Source organism: Neglectibacter sp. CSJ-5 (assembly GCF_032490475.1).
GTDB lineage: Bacteria > Bacillota > Clostridia > Oscillospirales > Acutalibacteraceae > Hominenteromicrobium > Hominenteromicrobium mulieris.
In genome coordinates this window covers 16,456-38,180 of record NZ_JAVYJC010000008.1, presented here as the reverse complement: position 1 = coordinate 38,180, position 21,725 = coordinate 16,456, and the positions used below count along the sequence as shown (strand labels likewise).

Annotated in this window: 20 protein-coding genes, 2 tRNA genes and 1 rRNA gene; 14 read left to right on the top strand and 9 right to left on the bottom strand. The window is 52.8% G+C overall.

Annotation, left to right across the window (positions count from 1 at the left end; all coding sequences use genetic code 11):
• The first annotated feature begins 166 nt into the window (after positions 1-166).
• The 5 genes from R2K26_RS13590 (at position 167) to R2K26_RS13570 (ending at position 7,178) form a co-directional block, all read left to right on the top strand.
• Positions 167-2,392 (top strand): glycoside hydrolase family 3 N-terminal domain-containing protein, encoded by a 2,226-nt coding sequence (locus R2K26_RS13590; protein WP_316522656.1) that lies wholly within the window; start codon positions 167-169, stop codon positions 2,390-2,392.
• A 13-nt stretch (positions 2,393-2,405) separates the two neighbouring features.
• A complete protein-coding gene (locus tag R2K26_RS13585) occupies positions 2,406-3,908 on the top strand; it encodes a DUF5605 domain-containing protein (protein WP_316522654.1) in 1,503 nt (500 codons plus the stop codon).
• Positions 3,909-4,055: 147 nt separating this feature from the next.
• Positions 4,056-5,237: a GDSL-type esterase/lipase family protein gene (locus tag R2K26_RS13580; protein ID WP_316522650.1), complete on the top strand. Its 1,182-nt coding sequence runs from the start codon at positions 4,056-4,058 to the stop codon at positions 5,235-5,237.
• A gap of 146 nt (positions 5,238-5,383) precedes the next feature.
• Positions 5,384-5,500, top strand: a 5S ribosomal RNA gene (rrf, locus tag R2K26_RS13575).
• A 388-nt stretch (positions 5,501-5,888) separates the two neighbouring features.
• Positions 5,889-7,178 carry a cation:proton antiporter gene (locus tag R2K26_RS13570; protein WP_316522648.1) on the top strand — a complete coding sequence of 430 codons (1,290 nt, stop codon included), beginning with the start codon at positions 5,889-5,891 and terminating at the stop codon, positions 7,176-7,178.
• 126 nt (positions 7,179-7,304) lie between these two features.
• Here R2K26_RS13570 and R2K26_RS13565 read toward each other — a convergent pair whose 3' ends face one another.
• A complete protein-coding gene (locus tag R2K26_RS13565) occupies positions 7,305-7,736 on the bottom strand; it encodes a hypothetical protein (protein ID WP_316522646.1) in 432 nt (143 codons plus the stop codon).
• Positions 7,737-7,835: 99 nt separating this feature from the next.
• Positions 7,836-8,624 carry a TraX family protein gene (locus R2K26_RS13560; protein WP_316522642.1) on the bottom strand — a complete coding sequence of 263 codons (789 nt, stop codon included), beginning with the start codon at positions 8,622-8,624 and terminating at the stop codon, positions 7,836-7,838.
• A 219-nt stretch (positions 8,625-8,843) separates the two neighbouring features.
• Here R2K26_RS13560 and R2K26_RS13555 point away from each other — a divergent pair, with 219 nt between their 5' ends.
• Entirely contained in the window at positions 8,844-9,971 is a 1,128-nt protein-coding gene (locus tag R2K26_RS13555; protein WP_316522639.1) for a glycerate kinase, read from the top strand.
• A gap of 14 nt (positions 9,972-9,985) precedes the next feature.
• Complete coding sequence (locus R2K26_RS13550) at positions 9,986-10,870, top strand: DUF5131 family protein (protein ID WP_316522634.1); 885 nt, start codon at positions 9,986-9,988, stop codon at positions 10,868-10,870.
• A gap of 255 nt (positions 10,871-11,125) precedes the next feature.
• Here the strand turns inward: R2K26_RS13550 and R2K26_RS13545 are convergent, their stop codons facing one another.
• From R2K26_RS13545 to R2K26_RS13525, 5 genes are all read right to left on the bottom strand, one after another.
• Entirely contained in the window at positions 11,126-12,607 is a 1,482-nt protein-coding gene (locus tag R2K26_RS13545) for a sodium-dependent transporter (protein ID WP_316522631.1), read from the bottom strand.
• A 71-nt stretch (positions 12,608-12,678) separates the two neighbouring features.
• Positions 12,679-13,509 (bottom strand): TrmH family RNA methyltransferase, encoded by an 831-nt coding sequence (locus tag R2K26_RS13540; protein WP_316522628.1) that lies wholly within the window; start codon positions 13,507-13,509, stop codon positions 12,679-12,681.
• 14 nt (positions 13,510-13,523) lie between these two features.
• Entirely contained in the window at positions 13,524-13,928 is a 405-nt protein-coding gene (locus R2K26_RS13535; protein WP_176821336.1) for a DUF3842 family protein, read from the bottom strand.
• A 5-nt stretch (positions 13,929-13,933) separates the two neighbouring features.
• Complete coding sequence (locus R2K26_RS13530) at positions 13,934-15,238, bottom strand: sigma-70 family RNA polymerase sigma factor (protein WP_316522621.1); 1,305 nt, start codon at positions 15,236-15,238, stop codon at positions 13,934-13,936.
• Positions 15,213-16,115, bottom strand: coding sequence for a YihY/virulence factor BrkB family protein (locus R2K26_RS13525; protein WP_316522618.1), 903 nt, complete (start codon positions 16,113-16,115; stop codon positions 15,213-15,215). The genes R2K26_RS13530 and R2K26_RS13525 overlap by 26 nt, the downstream gene beginning before the upstream one ends.
• Before the next feature lie 152 nt (positions 16,116-16,267).
• On the opposite strand from R2K26_RS13525, the gene R2K26_RS13520 reads away from it, so the two are divergent.
• Both R2K26_RS13520 and R2K26_RS13515 read left to right on the top strand, forming a co-directional pair.
• A tRNA-Met gene (locus R2K26_RS13520) sits at positions 16,268-16,344 on the top strand.
• A gap of 3 nt (positions 16,345-16,347) precedes the next feature.
• Positions 16,348-16,422: transfer RNA gene (locus R2K26_RS13515), tRNA-Glu, on the top strand.
• A 239-nt stretch (positions 16,423-16,661) separates the two neighbouring features.
• Here R2K26_RS13515 and R2K26_RS13510 read toward each other — a convergent pair.
• Positions 16,662-17,204, bottom strand: coding sequence for a DUF4854 domain-containing protein (locus R2K26_RS13510; RefSeq protein ID WP_316522615.1), 543 nt, complete (start codon positions 17,202-17,204; stop codon positions 16,662-16,664).
• A gap of 296 nt (positions 17,205-17,500) precedes the next feature.
• A complete protein-coding gene (locus R2K26_RS13505) occupies positions 17,501-18,070 on the bottom strand; it encodes a hypothetical protein (protein ID WP_316522612.1) in 570 nt (189 codons plus the stop codon).
• Positions 18,071-18,243: 173 nt separating this feature from the next.
• Here R2K26_RS13505 and R2K26_RS13500 point away from each other — a divergent pair, with 173 nt between their 5' ends.
• The 5 genes from R2K26_RS13500 (at position 18,244) to R2K26_RS13480 (ending at position 21,606) form a co-directional block, all read left to right on the top strand.
• Complete coding sequence (locus R2K26_RS13500) at positions 18,244-19,251, top strand: NAD-dependent epimerase/dehydratase family protein (RefSeq protein ID WP_316522607.1); 1,008 nt, start codon at positions 18,244-18,246, stop codon at positions 19,249-19,251.
• A 218-nt stretch (positions 19,252-19,469) separates the two neighbouring features.
• Positions 19,470-20,018: a sigma-70 family RNA polymerase sigma factor gene (locus tag R2K26_RS13495; protein WP_316522605.1), complete on the top strand. Its 549-nt coding sequence runs from the start codon at positions 19,470-19,472 to the stop codon at positions 20,016-20,018.
• Positions 20,005-20,367, top strand: a complete 363-nt coding sequence (locus tag R2K26_RS13490) for a DUF4179 domain-containing protein (RefSeq protein WP_316522601.1) — start codon at positions 20,005-20,007, stop codon at positions 20,365-20,367. Before R2K26_RS13495 ends, R2K26_RS13490 begins: the two co-directional genes overlap by 14 nt.
• Positions 20,354-20,980, top strand: coding sequence for a histidine kinase (locus R2K26_RS13485; RefSeq protein ID WP_316522597.1), 627 nt, complete (start codon positions 20,354-20,356; stop codon positions 20,978-20,980). Before R2K26_RS13490 ends, R2K26_RS13485 begins: the two co-directional genes overlap by 14 nt.
• A complete protein-coding gene (locus tag R2K26_RS13480; RefSeq protein WP_316522593.1) occupies positions 20,977-21,606 on the top strand; it encodes a PrsW family glutamic-type intramembrane protease in 630 nt (209 codons plus the stop codon). Before R2K26_RS13485 ends, R2K26_RS13480 begins: the two co-directional genes overlap by 4 nt.
• Positions 21,607-21,725: the final 119 nt, after the last annotated feature.

Below are 21,725 nucleotides of genomic sequence, written 5' to 3'. Positions count from 1 at the left end.
TTTAACGCAAGGAAAAAAATACGCCGTTTTCTCGTGCTTTTCTGTGCATACAGCCCGTATGACACATCTTATAAAAATCTTTACTTCTTATAGGAAATGCGCTATACTTTGTACAAAAGCAAATGCGGAAATTCCTTGTTTTAATCCAAACAAAGAGGTGTATGTAATGAACGTGAAAAAAACGGAAAGAGACGGCATTGTCCGCGCCTATCCCGAAAACGGCAAGCCGCTCGCGTGGTCTGCGTCGTCCGGCGTAGAGCTCATCGAAAAAGACGGCCTGTATTTTAAAGACTTGGAGAAGACCGGCGAGCTTCTCCCGTATGAAGATTGGCGTTTGCCCGTTGAGGAGCGCGCCGCAGACCTTGCTTCCCGCCTGACAACAGAGGAGATTGCGGGTCTCATGCTCTATTCGCCGCACCAGGCGGTGCCGCCCATGGCGTTTGGCCCGTTCGGCGGTACATACGGCGGAAAACAGTACGCAGAAGCAAATGTTCCTGCGTATACGCTTACCGACCAGCAGAAGGAATTCATGAGCAAAGAGCACATTCGCCACGTCCTCATGATTACGGTAGAAGACGCGAAGACTGCCGCAAAGTGGAACAATGAGCTGCAAAAGCTTGCCGAAAGCATGCCGCACGGCATCCCAGTGAACATTTCCTCCGACCCGCGCAACGGTGCGCGCGGCAGCGGCAGCGTAGAGTTTAAAACCGCCGGCAGCGACGTCAGCAAGTGGCCGGAGGGTGTCGGTTTTGCTGCGTGCTTTGACCCCGAGGTCGTCCGCCGGTTCGCGGAGGATGCGTCGAAAGAATACCGTGCGCTCGGCATCACCACGGCGCTCGGCCCGCAGATTGACCTTTGCACCGAGCCGCGCTGGATGCGCTTTGTCGATACGCTCGGTGAAAATCTTGAAATGACAAAGAAAATGGTCAAGGCGTACTGTGACGGTATGCAGACCACAAAGGGCTCCGAGAACGGCTGGGGATATGACAGCGTAAACACCATGGTCAAGCACTGGCCGGGCGGCGGCACGGGCGAGGCCGGCCGCGATGCACACTATGCCTACGGCAAATACGCGGTTTACCCGGGCAATAATTCCGAAGAACACAGGAAACCGTTTACGGAAGCGGCGTTTAAATTAGACGGCCCCACCGAAAGCGCCTCTGCCGTCATGCCGTACTACACGGTTTCTTGGGGCCTCGATACCAAAAACGGCAAAAACGTCGGCAACTCGTACAGCGAGTATCTCATCAAAGATCTCCTGCGCGAAAAATACGGCTTTCAGGGTGTCGTTTGCACAGACTGGGGCATCACGCAGGATCCCGCACCCATTATGGATACGTTTGCAAGCCGCTGCTTTAATATGGAAAACATGACCGAGGGCGAGCGCTGCTTCGTCGCCATCATGAACGGCGTAGACCAGTTCGGCGGCAACGCAGAGATTGCGCCCATCATGGAAGCGTATCAAATCGGCTGCGAAAAGGTCGGCGAAGAAGCCATGCGCGCCAGAATGGAGCGCTCCGCCGCGCGTCTGCTCAAAAATATTTTCCGGTGCGGCCTGTTCGAGAACCCGTATCTCGACCCCGAAGAGTCCGCCAAGATTGTCGGCAACGCGGAATTCTGCGCCCACGGCTATGACGCACAACGCAAATCTGTCGTCTTATTAAAGAATCGCAATCACTGTCTGCCGCTCAAAAAAGGGCTCAAAATCTATGTGCCGCAGCGCGAGCTCCGCACCATGAAGGGTTTCATGCGCAACGATATTCCCGCACACACGGAAGACCCCGTGACGGACGAGGTAATCTCGAAATACGGCGTGCGCGTCCATACGCCCGAGGAAGCGGACGTGGCGCTTGTCTTTGTGGAAAGCCCCGCGTGCAACGCGTATTCTACGGAAGATGTCGCAAACGGCGGCAACGGTTACCTGCCCATCACACTCCAGTACCGCCCCTATACGGCGGTGAACGCGCGCGAAGTGAGTATTGCGGGCGGCGATTTCCGCGAGAATTTCACGAACCGCAGCTACCGCGGCAAAACGAATATTGCCTATAATGAATGCGACCTGGATAACATTCTAAACTGTCGCGAGGCGATGGGAGACAAGCCCGTCATTGTCTGCGCAGCGATCAACAACCCAATGGTCATGCACGAGTTTGAGCGTGAAGCGGACGGCATCGTCGTCGAGTTCGGTGTTTCCCGTGCCGCGGTGCTCGACGTCGTCTTCGGTGATTACAATCCCACCGGCCGTCTGCCCGTGCAGATGCCGAAGGACATGGACACCGTGGAAAAGCACTGCGAAGACGTCCCGTTCGACCTCGAGGTACACGTAGACGAATTCGGTCATGCGTATGATTACGGCTTCGGCATGAATTATGAAGGCGTCATCGAGAAATAAGGGGTGACATCTAATGAATACAGTAGAAAAATGGGGGATTTTTGAAGTTTCCCTCAAGGGCCCGTCTGCGGGCAACCCGTTTACGGAGCAGTCCGTTTCCGCCACGTTCCGCAGCAAAAACGAGATCGTCACGGTAGACGGCTTCTATGATGGCGACGGCGTTTATAAAGTGCGCTTCATGCCCTCTTTTACGGGCGATTACGTCTATGAAACGGTCGGCAGCTTCCCGGAAGCGGAGTCTGCCGGCGATTTCACCGTAACGGAGCCGACCGGCAATAACCACGGCCCGGTGCGTATTGCGAACACGTACCATTTCGCCTATGAAGACACCACGCCGTACTATTCCGTCGGCACCACGTGCTACGCGTGGGCGCACCAGCCGGAAGAAGTGCACAAGCAAACGCTCGAGGAGCTCGATAAGGGCTACTTCAACAAAATGCGTTTTTGCGTCTTTCCGAAGCACTACATCCACAATTTCCGCGACCCGGAGACCTTCCCGTATGAGGGAACTCCGGTCGATAATTCAAACCTCACCGAAGAAAACTTCTCGTATTTCGTCGATTTTTCCGGCAACAACTGGGATTTTACGCGTTTTAACCCCGAGCATTTTCGCCGCATGGAGCGCTGTATCGTAGAATTGCAGGAGCGCGGCATCGAGGCCGACATCATCGTTATGCACCCCTACGACCGCTGGGGCTTCTCCGCCATGAACCGCGAGCAAGACGACCTCTACTGGAACTACGTCATCGCGCGCTTCTCCGCCTACCGCAACGTGTGGTGGAGTCTTGCAAACGAATACGACCTCATGCACGCCAAGAAGCTTGAGGACTGGGAGCACTACGCAGACCTGCTCTGCAAAAAAGATCCGTACAACCACATGCGTTCCATCCACAACTGCGTGCCGTTCTACGACCACACCCGTCCGTGGATTACGCATTGCAGCTTACAGCGTCAGGATCTCTACCGTCACGTGGAATACACCACCGATTACCGCACGCGCTACCAAAAGCCCATCGTGTGGGATGAGATTGCCTACGAAGGCAATATCGATATGGGCTGGGGCAATATCTCCGGGCAGGAGCTCACCCGCCGCTTCTGGGAAGCTTCCATGCGCGGCGGCTACGCAGGCCACGGCGAGACCTTCATGAACCCCGAAGACATCCTATGGTGGAGCCACGGCGGCAAGCTGCACGGCGAAAGCCCCGTGCGCATCCGTTTCCTGCATGAAATTCTCACGCAGACGCCCGGTCTCGGCTTGAAGCAAGGCCCCGGCGCATTTGATGAGACCGTCGCCGTGCCGGACGAGATGATCCCCGTCACCGGCTACGAGATTCACTACTACGGCTTCGGCCGCCCGAGCTTCCGCGATTTCGTAAAGCCCGCGGGCGAAAACTGGCGCGTGGAGGTCATCGATACGTGGAACATGACCATCACCGATGCCGGCGTGCACAGCGGCAAGTTCCGCATTGCGCTGCCGGGCCACGAGTACATGGCCGTGCGCCTCACGCGCGTGTAAACATTCATAAAGCGTATAAATTTAAATAAACCGTAAAAGAGGGCACCCGCAGCGCTGCGCGGTGTCCTCTTTACTTGACAGAATCTTTCCCGCGCCGTACAATAAACCCAAGATAACAAAGAAATATTCCGAAAGGATGACTATATTTTGGCAAACAAAAGAAAACGCCCCGCTGCTATGCGCGAGGAAGAGCGGCAGGCACAGCGCGCAGCCGCCCGTGCGGAGCGACGCACAAGGCGAGCCGCAGAGCAGGCCGCACAGAATGTCCCGCAGAAGACGGAAGCCCCGAAAGCGCCGCGAAAAGCAGGCGTGTCTCATAAAAAGAAGAAGATCAACAAGTTCCGCGTGGCGGTTGTCTGCACCGCCGCTGTGCTCGTGGCGCTCGTTGCCCTCGGCGTGGCCAGTGCTGCCGGTGTGCGCACACCCATCAGCAGTATCGCCGCAGACGGCGAGCCGGAGTTCTTCTCCACCGTAAAACCGCAGGCCAGCGCTGCACCGGCAGAAAACACCGCTTCCGCCGCGCCTACGCCGTCTTCCGCTTTCGACGGCGCGCTTTTCATCGGCGACAGCATGACGACGTGCCTGAAAAACTACGTCACGGACGGCGCAGGCAGCACCACCGCTTTGAGCGACGCGGAATTCATGACCCGCAGTGATTATTCGTGGGGCGAAGCGCAGAACGAACTAAACGGCGGGGAGGGCGGCCTGTGGCTCGACGATGACACCGCTCTCACCGTCACGGAAGCCATCGACCGTTTCTCCGCGACGAAGCTTTACATTCAACTCGGCAAGGAAGACCTCACGTATAACGACGTCTCCGACGTCACGTCCACTGCGCAGGCAGTTATTTCCGCGCTGCAAACGAAGTACCCGAACCTTGAAATTACCGTGCAGGCCGTTACGCCCATGCTGGAGTGGATTGACTATCAGGGGCTCAGCAGCGGCACCATCGCGCAGTATAACGAAGCGATGCAGACCTATTGCACGGGCAAAAAGAACCTGAAGTTTTTAAACATCGCCGCATTCTGTACAGAGGGCTACCTCCCCGCGGAGTATTGCGCCGACCCCGAGGGCCTGTGTATCCACTTAAACGATGAGGGCTGCGCCATTTGGGCAGATTATCTCCTCGGCAACAAAACGCCGGAGCCGTCGCCCACCCCCACGCCGACCCCCGATCCGAACGGCGACAGCACCGATAACACCGATACAACGGACACCGCCGGCGACACCTACACGGACGATTCCGGCGATTATACGGACAACACAGGGGATTACACCGATGATACGGGCGACTATACGGATGACACCGGTGATTACACAGAAGAATAACCTACAAAATATGGTATGCAAAATGTTTGGTGTACCATATTTTGCTTTTTTTAAAATTTATTGAAGTTTTTTTAAAAAAAGGCTTGCAATTTAGAAAGAGATGTGGTATTATAACAAAGCCGTCAGATGAAACGGCAAACAGAATAGTTGGTGTTGATTACAACGAGGGTCCACCTGTTCCCATACCGAACACAGAAGTTAAGCTCGTTTGTGCTGAAAATACTCGGCTGGCAACGGCCCGGGACGATAGGTTGGCGCCAACACTTAGAAGAATCACAGAAATGTGGTTCTTTTTTATTTTTCAAAAACTATAAGCTCCCTCTGTCAGAGGGATTTTTTCATTTACGCTTGCTTTTAGCTGTCCGCGCAGAAAGCTTGAGCAAAACTTTATTCCTTCAACAGGTTTTACTTCACGACTTACCATATTCAGCAAAACAACGGGAAAAAACGCCTTTTTCCCTAAAACATGGCGTCAAAAAACATTGACATATCCGTGAAATTGTTGTAAACTTTTTTGGAATTCTGCTTTTTTCGTCTGCGTGCTCCGGCGGCAGGCGGACAAAGAAAAAAGATATACAAACGGAGGGGCGGAGGTTTGCGTTTTCCTGTGCGGCCGCACGCGTACCTCGAAGAAAGGTAAGTGTTCAAAAAGTGGAAAAAACCCTGATTTGTCTGGCCATCGCTCTGGTCGTCGGTCTGCTGATGTCCCGCTTGGCAAAGCTCGTACATCTGCCTGCGGTCACGGCGTACCTCGTCGGCGGTCTGCTCATCGGTCCGTTCTGTCTCGGCGCGCTGAACATTCCGTACATCGGCTTCAATTCTCTGGAGCAGGTGGAGGGCCTCAGCGTCATCACGCAGACGGCGCTCGGCTTCATCGCGTTCGCCATCGGCAACGAGTTCCGCGTCTCGCAGCTCAAAACGATGGGTAAGCAGGCCATCACCGTCGGCATTCTGCAGGCGGTCATCACGACTATTGTGGTCGATATCGCCCTCATTGTCCTGCATCTCATCAATCCCACCCTCCTTTCGCTGCCCTCTGCCATCACCCTCGGTGCCATCGCCGCGGCTACGGCCCCGGCGGCTACGCTCATGGTCGTGCGCCAGTATAAGGCAGACGGCCCGCTCACAAAGCTCCTGCTCATGGTCGTCGCCATCGATGACGCTGTGGGCCTCGTGCTGTTCTCCGTGTCCTTCGGCATCGCCGGCGCGCTCGAAATGGGCAGCATCAGTGTTGTCAGCGTCATTTTAGAGCCCATCATCGAGATCGTGATTTCCCTCGTGCTCGGCGCACTTTCCGGCCTTGCGCTCAACTGGTTAGAGACCTATTTCCACTCCCGCAGTAAGCGTTTGTCCCTCACGGTCGCCTTCGTGCTTCTCATGGTTGGTATCTCCTCCATGGAATTTGAGCTCGGCGGCGTGAAGATCGGTTTCTCTCTGCTGCTCGTCTGCATGATGACCGGTACGGTCTTCTGCAATGTGTGCAGCGCTTCCGAAGAGCTGATGAGCCGTCTGGATCGCTGGACAGGCCCCATCAACATTTTGTTCTTCGTGCTTTCCGGCGCGGAGCTCGATTTGAATATTTTAAGCAACCCGCTCGTGCTGCTCATCGGCATCATTTACATCGTCTTCCGTTCGCTCGGTAAGATCTCCGGCTCTTACATCAGCTGCGCCATGACAAAGTGCAGTGACCACATCAAAAAGCATCTCGGCATCACGCTTCTGCCGCAGGCCGGCGTGGCGCTCGGCATGGCGCTCACCGCTACGTCCCTTACAGACGGCAGCATCGTGCGCAACGTCGTGCTGTTCTCCGTGCTGGTGTATGAGCTCATCGGCCCGTCTCTCACAAAGCGTTCCCTGCTTGCCGCAGGCGAAATCAAGCCCGAGGGCAAGACCAGCGCCCGCGAGGAGAACAAACCTGTAAAGCCCATTACCCTCAAGTAATTTCATAGAATACAAAACGCAGGAAGGCAAAGCGCTTTCCTGCGTTTTTTCGAAAAAAGGGAGTAAAGTTGACGAATGTCAACTTTACTCCCTTTTTAAACGTCTGATGAAGTGAATTTGCTTAATTTAAGCGTATGTAGAAAGAACAACAGTTAACTTAACATTTCCGTTCTTTCCAGCGTTTGAACTGGCATAAATTTCAAATGATCCCGAAACGTTTTTCAAAACAAACGAAGCGGCACCACCCAAACTTATTGTGCGCGGACCAATTTTGTTGCCAGCACTATCAAGGGCGTATACAGATATTGAGGTTGGCCCTTCAGAAGAAGTAAAACGAACAATGACAAGTTCCTCGCCAAACCAATTGCCGTCACTCATAACTTGGCGCGTTGAAGAAGTTAGATATGTTGTGTATTCTCGAGTAAAAGATTGAGGCTGAACTTCCGAGTTTGGAGAAGGAATGTCAACCGTTTGTGCAGAAATGGAAATCGGCAGTGCAATAACAAAGATGATCGCTAAGAACAGGGATGTCATTTTAATTTTAAAATTCTTCTTCATAACTTTACCTCCAAATGAGATTTTGTGATATTCGATGTACGATTCATGTGGTGAGATGGATTGTGCATTGAAATCACTCCTATCTTAGAAAAGACAAAATTAAATTTTAATTATGCAGGTGTTGAGTATATAGAGCAATAACAAGTGTGCCGGGTAGGCGATATAATGAAACCATTGGCAGTAAGCTTTTCCTTTTTTTTCGTTGTAACTTATGAGCAACAGAATACCAATTAGTGCACATGCACATTCAAGGAAGAAAGATGAGGTGTCATAGCGAGGATTTAGCCATTGGAACGGAGCGTCTAAAGAACCTGTAAATTGTTTGATAAAAGCATAGTATATAACAATAAGGATACCTAAAGAAATAACGGAAGCCGTTTTGTTGTGACGCCGGTAAAGAACATAAGGGATGATAATGCAAATAACAGCAAAACCTCCACCCTCAACGTTTAGAATTTCTGCTAAAAATACAAGGAGTAGAACGGGAATCCAAGCTGCCCATGAAAAAATTTGCTTTTTAATAAAATCATAGAGTAAGCAACAGACAGCACCGAGTAATAGAGTAAAAAGAATATTGTTGAAGGCGAATTTTACAAAACCATATCGCAATGTGAGATTATAAGGAACTTCGGCAATGATAGCAAATACTAAAAGGCGGAGACAATAAAAAAGTGCATTATCCGTATGTATACAGCCTTGCGCTATACCGAAAGCATAAATAGGAAAAGCAATACTACCGATACATTGCAGCGCAGTGACAACGGGGTAAGAAACATCAGGTTCTATTTTGAAATAAGTCAAGAGTATAGTTTGAACAGGTACAGCCGCGTAAATATGCCCTAAAATCATTGAAAATAAAGCAGTCCATTTCAATTTACTCCAAGTCACGAAAAAGCCTCCTTTTGCAAAATTAGGAATTTATTTATTCTGTGTATTTTATACCATAAAAGAAAACTTTTGTCAATGATTTTAAATAAAGTAAAAAACTTTTATTTAAATATTCCAAAAATCAATATAAACAAAATTGATTGAAGCTAAAAATTTGCCTTGAAAGCAGGGAACAAACGTGCTATTATGATGAAAAGAAATTCTTAGGGGGCGTTTTGAGTGCGCGTTGTGATTGCGATGGATTCGTTTAAAGGCAGTTTGTCTTCCATAGAGGCAGGCAAGGCCGTGGCAGAGGGCGTACGCCGTGCAGACGGCGCAATCGAGTGCGTGGTGTGCCCTGTGGCGGACGGCGGCGAAGGCACGTCTGCAGCGCTCACAGAGGGCCTGCACGGCGAAACGGTGCGCGTGCGGGTCACGGGTCCGCTCGGCGAGAAGGTCACGGCGGAATACGGCGTCAAAGGCGACCTTGCCATATTGGAAATGGCACAGGCAGCGGGCCTGCCGCTCGTACCCCAAGATAAGCGGAACCCCATGAAAACCACCACCTACGGCGTGGGCGAAATGCTGCGCGATGCAATAAATCGCGGCTGTAAGCGGTTTATCCTCGGCATCGGCGGCAGCGCAACGAATGACGGCGGCGCAGGCATGCTGCAAGCCCTCGGGTTCGATCTTTTGGATAAAGACGACAACCCCGTCCCGTTCGGCGCAGAGGGGCTGCGCGTGCTCGCGAAAATCGAGAACAAAAATGCCCTGCCCGCACTCAAAAACTGCGTCATCCGCGCGGCGTGCGACGTCACAAACCCGCTGTGCGGCGAAAACGGGTGCAGTGCCGTCTTTGGTCCGCAAAAGGGTGCTACGCCCGAAATGATTCGCGAAATGGACGGCTATATGCGAAATTACGCCGCATTGACGAAAGAACTGTATCCCGAAAGTGACCTTGATACCCCCGGCGCAGGCGCGGCGGGCGGCCTCGGCTTCGCACTCGGCGTGTTCCTGCACGCAGAGCTCATGCCCGGCATTGAGATCGTCATGGAGGAAACGCGCTTAGAGGAAAAAATCAAAAATGCCGATTTCGTCGTGACGGGTGAAGGCAGACTGGACGCCCAAACCGCCATGGGCAAAGCGCCCGTAGGCGTGGCGAAGCTTGCTAAGAAGTATCACAAGCCCGTCATCGCGTTTGCGGGCGGTATTGAAAAGGGCGCGGAAGCGTGCAACAAAGCCGGCATCACGGCGTTTTTCCCCGCTGTGCGCGGCGTGACGACATTAGACGAAGCCATGCGCCCCGAAACCGCGGCGGAAAACCTCGCCGAAAGCGCAGAGCAGGTCTTTCGGCTTCTTACCCTGTGATAAGGAGGTACGGTATGCACGATATTTGGAACCCGTGGCACGGGTGCGTGAAGTGCAGCGAGGGCTGCGCACACTGCTATATGTATTTTCTCGACAGTCAGCGCGGGCATAACGGCGCGGAAATTTACCGCACAAAAACGGGCTTTCACTATCCCTTGAGCCGCGACCGCGCAGGCAACTACAAAGTAAAAAGCGGCGAGCAGCTGCGCGTGTGCATGACGTCCGATTTCTTTTTGGAGCAGGCCGATCCGTGGCGGCGTGAAGCGTGGGAGATCATGGATCAGCGGCGGGACATTTCGTTTTTTCTGCTCACAAAACGCCCGGAGCGCGTAGAAAAATGTTTGCCGTATAACTGGGGCGACGGTTGGGAGCACATCTTTTTCAACGTCACATGCGAAAATCAGCGCCGCGCGGACGAGCGCATCCCCATTCTGCACAGCCTGCCGTTTAAGCACAAGGGCATCATGACAGCGCCCTTGCTCGGCCCCATAGAGATTGAAAAATACCTCGCGATGGGGCAGATTGAGCAGGTTATCTGCGGCGGCGAAAACTACGACGGCGCGCGTCCGTGCGATTATGACTGGGTGCGCTCGCTGCACAGGCAGTGCGCAAACCAAAACGTCACGTTCTGCTTTATCGAGACGGGCACAAACTTCATCAAGGACGGTCGGCGGTATTTCCTGCCGAATAAGCGCGTGCAAAGCGAAATGGCGTATAAATCCGGCATATCGTATCAGGGCAAGCCGATGAAATTCAAGCTCGAAGACGATTACGGCCTGTTCGACGCCGGGCGAAAATACGAAAAATACTTCGGCCCCCAGTGCGAAAAATGCGGCAGCCGCATGATCTGCAACGGCTGCGCAAGGTGCGGTAAATGCACTGTGCTGGAGGGGACATGAAAATAGACCGCTGTATGTGCGTAATGCAAATCATACAGCGGCCTTTTAATTTTCTAAAAAGCTATCGCTTTTTCGGCCCCCCCCCTTAATAGGGTTCCCCGATTTCAAATGTCCACCGGACATTTGAAACTCCTCTCCTGATTTTTGGTAGGCAAAAGAGTTTCGTCGTCTGCGGACGACGACCAAAGGTTTCACTTTTGGAAACGGACAAGCTTTTGAAAAAGTTTGAGCAAAACTTTTAACCCACGTTGACGGTCACTTTGTTCTTTCCGTCTTCTTCCGTCCCGTAAAAATCGAAACGCCGAAGATGACGAAAAGCAGCAGCACCGCAAAGCACATCCAGCTCACAAACACCGCCGTGCTCTTGCCGCTGAACATATCGTAGTAGCCTTTCAGGTAAATGATGACCACAATCAGAGGCAGAATGTACTGCATGTAAAGGCGGATCCAGTGCGGGAACCTAATGCCCTCGCCTTTGTTCGCTTCCTTGAGGAAATTCTCAAAGCCCCAACCGTTTTTGCGCACGCAGAACAGTACGAACACAAGGCTGCCCAGCGGCAGCAGATTGGAAGAAACAAGGAAGTCCTCCATATCCATAATGTTGCTGCCCTCACCCAGAGGCTGAATGCCGGAAAGCACATTAAAGCCGAGAATCGCCGGCAGGGAAAGCACCGTGATCAGCACAAAGTTCACGCCCACAGCCTTTTTGCGGCTCCAACCGCAGATATCCATGAAGAATGCGAGAATCTCCTCGAACACCGCAATGATGGTCGAAAGCGCCGCAAACGACATGAAGATAAAGAACAGCGTGCCCCAAATTCTGCCGCCTGCCATATTGTTGAAGAGCGTCGGCAGCGTGATGAACAGCAGCGACGGACCCGAGCCCGGCTCCACCCCGTAGGCAAAGCACACCGGGATAATGATGAAACCCGCCATCAGCGCAACAAACGTGTCCAGCAGCACAATGTTCACCGCTTCGCCCGTAATGCGCTTTTTGCGGTCCAGATAGCTGCCGAAGATCTCCATGGAGCCGATGCCGATGGAAAGCGTGAAGAACGCCTGCGACATCGCCGCAAATACCGCGTTGCCGAAGCCTTTCTTTGCCACTTCACCGAAGTCCGGCACAAGGTAGAACTTGATGCCTGCCGCGGCATTCGGCAAAAATGCGGAGTTCACAGCCAGCGCAATCATCAAAAGCAGCAGGGCAATCATCATGACTTTCGTCACTTTCTCAATGCCCTTTTCCAGGCCAAAGCCGCACGCACCGAACGAAATAACAATGGCGACAATCGCCCAGAACGTCAGCGTGCCCGGATTTGTCAGCATATCGCCGAACACGCCCTCTACCGCCTTGCCGTCCAAGCCGACAAACGTACCGGTTGCCTCCATAAATGCGTATTTCAGCATCCAGCCGCCCACCATGGTGTAGAACATCATCAGCAAAAAGCTGCCGAAAATGCTGATCCACTTCATGCGATGCCATTTCGTGCCCTTCGGTTCCAGTGTATCGAGCGCCTTGCCCATGCCCATGCGGCTGCCGCGGCCCACGGTGAATTCGCACACCATAATGGGCAGACCCAGCGCCACAAGAAACACAAGATACATCAGGATGAATGCCGCGCCGCCGTATATGCCGGTAATGTATGGGAATTTCCACACATTACCGATACCGATGGCGCACCCGGCCGAAACTAAAATAAATCCCAACCGAGAACCGAATTTTTCTCTTTCTTTCATACGTTTTCCTCCCAAAATTTTTTCCCCTGTATATTTTAAAGAACGCATATTTGCGTTCTAATCGGGCGAGGTTATGTGCGGAAAGCGTTCCTTTGCCGCACAACTTCATAGAACATCACGGTCGCCGCACAGGCGACGTTAAAGGAGCTTGCGCTACCGTTCGGATCCATCGGAATCGTGGCGAGCACATCGCTCTTTTCTTTATAGATACGGCGCAGACCTTCGGTCTCGTTGCCGATCATGACCATGGTCGGCAGGGTGAAGTCCACGTCCGCCAACGTCTTTTCGTGGTGCGCCGTGGTACCCACAAGCTGAAAGCCCGGGTACTGCGCGCGCAATTTCTCAATGAACGCGAAAACGGAGTCGTTGTCCGCCATGCGCACGGTCGGTACGCAGAAGAACGAGCCCATCGTAGAGGAGACCACGTTCGGGTCATATAAATCCACCGCGTGACCCGTCAAGATCAGTCCGTCCACGCCAAGCGCATCGCAGGAGCGCAGGATTGTGCCGAGGTTGCCGTGGTTCGAGGGGCGGTCAAACAGCGCCAGAAACGGCACCTTGGAAAGCGGCAGGCTACTTACGTCGTCCTCGCGCATTTTGATGATTGCAAGTAGCTCCGAGGTATCCTCTTTGCCGCTCAGCTCGGCGATGAGCGCCGGTGTCAGCGCGTAATTCACCTTTGTATGTACCGTGCCGAGCTTTTCCTTTGCCCAGCTCGAAAGCTCGCGCGTCTCATTATAAAGAAAAGAAATGATCTCCCAGCCGTTTAAAACGGCGTTGTTGATGTTGCGTACGCCCTCCACAAAAAATTCGCCGTGCTTATAGCGCTTGTTGCGGTTTGTTTTTAAAACTTCAAATTTCTGAAAAGTCGCGTTTTTAGATGCGATATGTTCGGTTTTCATTTGTTTTACGCTCCTCACTGCATGTTTTTCAGCATGGCGACCGCATCCCGCACGTATTCCGAGAGCGTCTTGTCCTGTACGCCCACTACGCTTACGGAGCAGCGGTTGACGGGAATCAGGATTTTCTTAGCGACGCATTCGGAAACGGCCGCCGCCATTTTCGGCGTGATCTCGCCCCAAAGCGCGTTTGCTAAAATAATGCCGATGGGGCCCACGATGACGTCTGCCCACGTGCAGTTTACCACAACGGGGTTTTCGCCCGTGGCGGCAGCGTCCGCACCGGCGCGCAGCATGGCGCTTGTGGCAAGGCTGTTCGTGCCCACGGCAACGACTTCCGCGTCCGGCATGTTCTTTTTAATCTGGTCGGTCAGTGCCGCACCCATTTTGCCGCCCTGACCGTCAATCACGAGTATTTTCATCAAAATCAACCCTCCGTAGGTTCGTTTGTGTCGCCGTCCAAAACGGCGGAAACGGGAAGTTCGCCGTACATCAGCGATGTGCAGTTGATCTGCATATCGCCCACGGTGACGGGCTTGCCGTCCGAATATACCTCAAGATTAGAAAGCGTCATGCCCGCAGCTTCATAAAATGCACGGAACGTCTTTGCAATGGCTTCCAGAGAAGACGTGGAGCTGGCGGAGTCTAAATATTCCTGCAAAGCGCCGGAAAACTGCAAACGCACCTCCGGCATTTCGCCGCTCTTCATCGTGGAGACAACCTCGCCGTCTTTAATGTAGTCGAGCGCGTCCAGCGTCACATCCTCCGGAAATGCGCCCTTTTCTGCCATTTTCTGCACGAGCACCGCACCGTCTGCGGGCAGGCTCTTGTAGCTGTACTGGTCAAGGCCGCTGTCGCTCGGCACAAAAATCGAAAGCGACATGTTCACGGCTTCGCGCGTGTCTTCGGAAGCGGTCGGCTCCGGAGTCAGCGTCACGTGGCTCACTTCGCTCTCTGCGGCGGACGAGACCGGCGTGTCGCTCTCTAAAATCACGTCCGGCGTGCGCACGTATTTCGTGCCGAACCACCCCGCGCGTACGGCGACAACGCACAATAAACAGATTACGATGACGCCTACGGCCGCAAACGGCACGGCGCGGTCTACATTGCGCTTCAGACGCTTTGCGCGGCTGTTCGCGGTAAAATGCGGGTCTTTCGATTCATTCAAAACAGAATAATACACGCGGTGCAGAAGATCGTCCGGCGTTTCCAGGGTTTCTACCCATTCGCGCAGGTCGTCCTCGCTCATGTTCTCGTCCTCGCTCATGTTCGCGGCTTTTTTGGCTTTTTCCAGCTGATTTTGCACGGCAGAAGCGGATTTTCCGGTCACGCGGCCGATAAAGCGCGTGTTGTCACCTGCACCGTAGTGCAGCGCCACCGCCGTCAGCAGCGTGTAATGCAGGCGTAAAATGTCGCAGAGCTCTTTCGGCGTTTCAAACGGCATGTCTTTTGAGCGCTGTGCAATCTGCTCGTCCGTCAGCTTTTTTCGAATTTTCTGTGCATAATAGTCCATGCAGGTCTTGTGCGCTGTGCGCAGCACCCAAAGGCGCTCCTCGCTTTCGCTTTTAAAGGTTTGCGTGTCTAAAAAGTACTGCATAAATACATCGGAAAGCAGCGTAAGCGTCTCTTTGCCGCTTTTTGTGTGCATATAACAGATGCGGAACGCGTCATCGCCAAAGCGCATCACGGCGCTTTGCAGGGCGGTTTCACTTCTTGTCTGCGGTTTTGCCATTTGCATCGTTTCCTTTCTCTGAGATGAGTTTGCGGCGGCGACGTTCTGTTTTCAGGTCGGAAACATCGCGGTTGATGCCGCTGTGCTGCAGCCACATGGCGATCTCGCCGCCGATGAGCAAAATAAACATGCAGGCGTACAGCCATACCATTAAAATGACCAAAGCGGCAAGGCTGCCGTAGATGGTGGCGTAGTTTGCGAAGTTCTCCACGAAAACGGAGAAGAAAAACGAGAATAAGACCCACCCGGCAGAAGCCAGCGCCGCGCCGAAAAACGCGTTGCGCAGGGATACCTGCTTGCGCGGAATGGCAATGAACATCAACCAGAAGAAGAACAGCAGCAGGACATAGGACATGATGGGCTTAAAGCGGTTGATGAGCGTCGGGAACGCCGGCGGCATCACCGTGATGAGCCATTCATACAGCATGTCGCCGAAGACCATCAGGCCCATGCTGACAAGCAGCGTCATGACGAACACGACCGTGTATAAAATGGCTAAAATACGCATAAAAATATAGTTGTGGTTTTTGGAAACGTCAAAAACAGAGTAAAGCCCCTTGATCAGCGCTACCATAGCCGTGGAAGCGGACCAAACGCAGGTGATAGCCGTCATGGAAATGAGCGTCTGCGGCGCGTGCACCTCTTGAAATAAGTAACTGACAACTTCTTCCACCGGCGGCGGAAGCATTTGAACGAATGCCACGAGAAGCGAGGTGTCTTCAAATCGAATGACCTGCAAAAGGGCCAAAATCAGCATGAGGAACGGAATGAACGAAATGAGGATCCAGAACGAAACCTGCGCCGCGTAGGAGTCGATGGCGTCGTTATTTAGTTTTTCATAAAACCAGCCGAAGTGCTTTTTCAGCAGAATTTTCACGGCGTTTTCTCCCTTCTCACGCTTTTCTTACGTCTTATCGCGCAATTTGAGAACAGTATAACACAGAAATATAGAATTTTCCAGTGAAAAAGCACTTGACAAAAGAAAAAATGTGTATTATAATAAACTACGCTACATTATAGAGCAGATATGGCGGCATAGCTCAGTTGGCTAGAGCATTCGGTTCATACCCGAAGTGTCGATGGTTCGAATCCATTTGCCGCTACCATCTGGCCCGGTGGTCAAGCGGTTAAGACACCGCCCTTTCACGGCGGTAACACGAGTTCGATTCTCGTCCGGGTCACCAGAAAAAAGAGCCTTGTCAAAAAGACAAGGCTCTTTTTTCAACGAAATAAATCCCTTCGGAATTTGTGAAATTGCCCTTCGGGCAGTGAAATGTTGCTGCGCAACGTGAAATACCTGTGGGTGTGAGAGGATTTATTTCACTTAAAAATGTCGAATCTTGTCAAATAAAACACGCCGTCTGCAAACCGAAAGCGGTTCGCGGACGGCGCTTTAAAATTTATTTATAAATTACACAAATAATCATTCAAAGTCGTGGGTGTAAATTTCGCTGCCGTCGCCGTTCAAGTAGACGAGGCGGACGTGCACGCCGGAGAGACCTACTTCGCTTTCGAGTGTATCGGCGATATCCTCAAAGGTGGAAGCATTTTCTTCGCAGCCTTCTTTTAAAGCATCGAGCACGGACTGCTTTATGTCTTCGTCGGAGAGGTCGTATTCATCTGTGAACTGATATTCATAGACGAGCGCATTGCCGTCTGCGTAGACCTTGATCGTCATGCTGTCATCGGTCTGATTTTCAATTTCGGCATCGATGGACGCTTTTACGTCCGGATCGGCGAGATAATCAGCGAGGGAGGCAAACATGGCTTCCCCAGTGGAGGCCGAAGATTCGGATTCGGAGGATGCAGTGCTGTTTTCGGAGGCGGCTTCGGAGGAAGAGGAGGGCTCGGCGGAGGTGCTGCTTGTGTTCCCCCCTACGATGGTTTTGGCGGAGGTGCAGCCTGCAAGTGCAGAGAGCGTGAGCAGACCGGCGAGTGCCAATGCGCAGAGTTTTCTGAGTTTCATTTGGTTTTACCCCTTTGTGCTCTATAAAAATAGAGAAAATTTTGGCGGATTTTGTTGCCGCCATGCACTCAATATAGCACATGGGTTTACAAAAATCAAGAAGCGTACGGCGAATTAAAAATTTGGAGAGGAAAGGAAAAAAGCGGGACAAGGATTCCGGACGGCAAGGCGGTAAAATTCATATTTCTTGGAACAGGCATGACCGAAAGCGTGCCTGTTCCGCTTTTATCGGCTCATCTTTTTTGACCATCGACCGTTTTGTAAGCTTATTATGCCGTTCGGGCATAAAGGCTGTGTTAAGCAAGAGGACTTTGGGGCGATTGAAACAGCAAAAGACTGGCTTTTACAACGCGGTTGACAAAATGGATCATTTCCTCTTTGCTATACTTGTCATAGCCCTCCACAACGACATGCATCAAACCGTTTGACAGATGGGTATACATCATCTCAAGCTCTGTTTCGTCGGCATGGGGCAGCTCTTTCCGCCAGTAAGCAATGCTTTCCTCCTTGGCCAAAGCAATCATCCGCATGAGGACCGTTGCGCCTGTATTCCCCAGAATCAAAACCCGGCAGGCGTCCTGATTCTGATCGACCATATCGTAAAGGGCTTCGATCAGTGCCGTCACATCAAACAAATTGACATAGCGAAGGGATTTCTCAAAGGCATCGATGAGTTCATTCTCAATGCTCGCCATCAGGGCAAAACAATCGCTGTAATGGGCATAGAAGGTGGCGCGGTTAAGCTGCGCCAGCGCACAAACCTCCTTCACCGTAATTCTGTTTACGGGTTTTTCCTTCAGCAGTTTCAGAAAAGACTGCTTGAGCACCATTTGCGTATAGCGTTTCCTTGCGTCCATTTTCTCCATATAAAGCCCCTCCCCAAAAAAGTTTACAAAGAAAAGCAACACTTCAACAGACAATGTTGCTTTTCTTTCAGTCGTATGGCAAGTGCTGATTGTTTCTGCCTTTCCTCTCAAGTATACTGTACTTGTGAAAGATAATCAACACTTGTATGCTTATTTGAGAGGAGGCTTTTTGCATGTTTGATCAATATCTTGTTACAGGCGCTACCGGCTTCCTCGGTAGGGCTGTTGCGGAGGAGCTGGTACGCCGCAGAGCGCAAGTGCATGCGCTTGTGCTGCGTGATGACCCCTATATCCATTTGCTCCCCAAAGAAGTCCATACCGTCATCGGTGATGTGTGCGTGGAAAGCTCGTTGGCAGACTTCTTCGCGGATGCCGACAGCCGTACCTGTGTGATTCACTGCGCCGGTATCGTCTCTGTCGCGTCCAGACCCGGTTCGAAGCTCTATCAGGTCAATGTAGGCGGGACATGGAGGGTTCTCCGGCAATGTATGAAGCATAATGTGGGCAAAATGGTCTATGTCAGCTCCGTCCATGCCATACCGGAAAAGTCAAAGGATTGCATCATTACGGAAGATTGCGAATTCTCTCCGGGGCTTGTGGACGGAGATTACGCCAAAAGCAAGGCAACTGCAACAGAGCTGGTTTTCGATGCGGCGGAGCGCGGGCTGAATGCCAGCATTGTCTTTCCCTCCGGCATCATCGGGCCGGGAGACATACAGGGAGGGAGCTTCACCTCAATGGCGAAATCTTTTCTTCGCGGAAAGCTGCCCTTTGCCGTTCGCGGCGGATATGACTTCGTGGATGTACGGGATGTGGCAAAAGGCATTCTCGACTGTTCCGAGAACGGAGAACCCGGTAAGGGATACATTTTGTCCGGCCACTATGTTACCATTCGCAAGATGCTTCAGCTTGTGGGAAAGACCGCAAAGCGGAAGTATCGCCCCATCTGCCTGCCACTGGGACTTGCAAAGCTGGCGGCTCCATACTATGAACATCGAAGCCTGAAGAAGCGAAAGCCGCTGTTTTTCACACCTTATTCCGTTGCCGTCCTTGCCTCAAACGGACAATTCAGCCATGCCGCAGCATCGGAATGCTTTGCATATCATCCGCGCCCGGTGAAGGATACTTTGCGGGACATGACAGCCTGGCTTTTGGAGCAGAGGAGAAAGGACGAAGTGTGACCTCACCTAAAAGCACCTTGGGCAGGCTGCGCATGCTATTGGCATGATCTGCGGTTCCGGTTGCTATCCGTACGTATCCTGTGATATAATTTAAGAGAGAGAACGAGGAAAAGCCGTCCGACCCGCGCTTTCAGGAACGGCACCGAAATTCCGGCAGGGCAAGCGCCTGGCGGATACCCCTCTGCATTTGGAGCACCCGCAAAAAGGAAGTGAACGCTATGACCTGCGACGAGACTTTTTACCACCGATATTTGAACGGCGACGATGCGGGGCTGGAGGCCCTGATGAAAAAATACGGCAATCCGCTAACCCTGTATATCGACGGGTATCTGCACGATGTCCACGAAGCAGAGGATTTGATGCTGGATGTTTTCGCCTATCTGTTCACGAAAAAGCCTCGCATCCGGGACGGTGGCTTCAAGGCATATCTGTATAAGACGGCGCGGAATATGGCGCTGCGCCATAAGAGCAAGCGGAAGTGTCTGTTTCGTTTGGACGAGCTGACCGATGAATCGGACGGGCAGCTGCTTGTGGAGGAGGTTATCCGAACGGAAGAACGAAACCGCATTCTGCACTTCTGCATGGGTGAAATGAACCCGGATTACCGAGAGGTTCTGTATCTGACCTATTTTGAAGGTATGAGTTACGCACAGGCGGCGGAGGTTACGGGAAAAACGGTAAAGCAGATTACCAACATGGTGTATCGCGGAAAGGAAAGCCTGCGAAGGCTTCTGGAACGGGAGGGGATTACAAATGCGGAGTCATGAAGAGCGCGTCGCGGAGGCAAAGCGGCGCATCGCCAAGATGGAGCGGGAGAAACGGCTGCGGCGCAATACGATTACCGCGGCTTCCGCTGTGGCGGCATGCCTTGCGCTGATTGTGGGTGTGTCTTTCGTCCTGCCTGATATTGCCGTAAAAATTCAAACCGGTGGCTATGCGGGCTTTGAAACGGCGGCAAGCATCTTTCACGGCGGCGCGGCCTTGGGATACATCGTCATCGGGCTTCTGGCGTTTCTTCTGGGCGTGTGCGTGACTGTTTTGTGCTTCCGGCTGCGACAAATGAATCAGGACGACACACAGGATAAGGAAAGCGAGGAACGGCATGGAGCTGATTGAGAACCTGCTGCAGCTGCTGGTCACGTTTGTCGGCGCGCTGCTTTCGGGCATATCCTACCGGAAAAGCCGCAGGCAGGCGTATTTTCTGCTGCTGTGCTTCTACGGCTGCTTTGCTCTCGGCGCGCTCTACTGGACGCTGTATCTGCTGCTGTTCGATACCACGCCGAAGGTGTTTTATGTGTCGGAGTTCGGCTGGGTGGCCAGTGTGATTTTTCTGCGAATATTGCAGGCCACGCTGGCGGGCGCAGATGAGCACAGCTTCCGCTGTCGCAGGGCGTGGCTTGCGCCTGCGTTCGGCGTGCCGCTGCTGGCGTTCTACTGCACCTTCGGGGACATTCTCTCCAACCTGATCTGGTGCGGCATGATGATATGGCTTTCCTACTGCGCCATTCGAGGGCTTGCCTATGCAGAGACCCGGACGGGCGCGGCGCGGAATATGCGGTGTTTCCACGTTGGGGTACTGTGTTTTGTGTTTGCGGAGTACCTGCTCTGGACGGCGGGCTGCTTCTGGCCGGATACTTCCCCGGCAAGCCCCGTCTTCTGGTGCGATATACTGCTGACGCTGACCATATTGGGGCTGCTGCCCGCTGTGAGAAAGGCGGTGGACGCATGACCTATATTGAAAACATATTTCTGTGCATGGTGTCCCCGCTGCTGGTGGCTGCTTTGTGCATGGGCAGGCGGCATCTCCGCTTTTTTCTGTTCTGCATCGTCGGAATGGGTGTGTGCCTGCTTTCGGCCTACATCAATACTTTCCTCGCGTCGGTGTGTCAGGCGGACGCCCTTGCCGCCACGGTGGAGATTGCGCCGGTGGTGGAGGAGATGATGAAGCTGCTGCCGCTGGTGTTCTATCTTCTGGTGTTTGAGCCGGAAGGGGACAAAATCAAGACTGCCGCAATAACAGTTGCCCTTGCCTTTGCCACCTTTGAAAACGTGTGCTATCTCATTCAGAACGGAGCAGACCGCTTCTCCTTCATCTTCTTCCGTGGCTTCGGCACGGGAGCCATGCACGTTCTCTGCGGTCTGATCGTGGGCGGCGGGCTTGCCTATGCGTGGCAGCGGACATGGCTGAAAATTGCAGGCACCTGGGGGCTGCTGGGCGCGGCCATAACCCTTCACGCCGTTTACAATCTGCTCATCGCCTACGGCGGTGCGGCGCAGTATGCGGCCTACGCCCTGCCGGTGCTGCTGGTAGCGGCGGGAAGGCTGTCTACGTTCCGTTTATCGCGGATGAAATAACCGAACATTCACACTTTGAGAGCTGCTTTTTTGGCGGCTCTCAAATTTTTTTGGAAAATTTTGCGTTTTGGGTGAGAGTTTTTCCGATTTTATGTACCTATATAAGTGAAAGGGTTTTT

Bases quoted from the DNA above. Each gene is read 5' to 3' on its own strand.
- R2K26_RS13490 (WP_316522601.1), top strand. From the start codon at position 20,005: ATGCGGAGTCATGAAGAGCGCGTCGCGGAGGCAAAGCGGCGCATCGCC.
- R2K26_RS13565 (WP_316522646.1), bottom strand. From the start codon at position 7,736: ATGAAGAAGAATTTTAAAATTAAAATGACATCCCTGTTCTTAGCGATC.
- R2K26_RS13590 (WP_316522656.1), top strand. From the start codon at position 167: ATGAACGTGAAAAAAACGGAAAGAGACGGCATTGTCCGCGCCTATCCC.
- R2K26_RS13485 (WP_316522597.1), top strand. From the start codon at position 20,354: ATGGAGCTGATTGAGAACCTGCTGCAGCTGCTGGTCACGTTTGTCGGC.
- R2K26_RS13510 (WP_316522615.1), bottom strand. From the start codon at position 17,204: ATGAAACTCAGAAAACTCTGCGCATTGGCACTCGCCGGTCTGCTCACG.
- R2K26_RS13500 (WP_316522607.1), top strand. From the start codon at position 18,244: ATGTTTGATCAATATCTTGTTACAGGCGCTACCGGCTTCCTCGGTAGG.
- R2K26_RS13545 (WP_316522631.1), bottom strand. From the start codon at position 12,607: ATGAAAGAAAGAGAAAAATTCGGTTCTCGGTTGGGATTTATTTTAGTT.
- R2K26_RS13495 (WP_316522605.1), top strand. From the start codon at position 19,470: ATGACCTGCGACGAGACTTTTTACCACCGATATTTGAACGGCGACGAT.
- R2K26_RS13530 (WP_316522621.1), bottom strand. From the start codon at position 15,238: ATGGCAAAACCGCAGACAAGAAGTGAAACCGCCCTGCAAAGCGCCGTG.
- R2K26_RS13505 (WP_316522612.1), bottom strand. From the start codon at position 18,070: ATGGAGAAAATGGACGCAAGGAAACGCTATACGCAAATGGTGCTCAAG.
- R2K26_RS13540 (WP_316522628.1), bottom strand. From the start codon at position 13,509: ATGAAAACCGAACATATCGCATCTAAAAACGCGACTTTTCAGAAATTT.
- R2K26_RS13535 (WP_176821336.1), bottom strand. From the start codon at position 13,928: ATGAAAATACTCGTGATTGACGGTCAGGGCGGCAAAATGGGTGCGGCA.
- R2K26_RS13585 (WP_316522654.1), top strand. From the start codon at position 2,406: ATGAATACAGTAGAAAAATGGGGGATTTTTGAAGTTTCCCTCAAGGGC.
- R2K26_RS13550 (WP_316522634.1), top strand. From the start codon at position 9,986: ATGCACGATATTTGGAACCCGTGGCACGGGTGCGTGAAGTGCAGCGAG.
- R2K26_RS13480 (WP_316522593.1), top strand. From the start codon at position 20,977: ATGACCTATATTGAAAACATATTTCTGTGCATGGTGTCCCCGCTGCTG.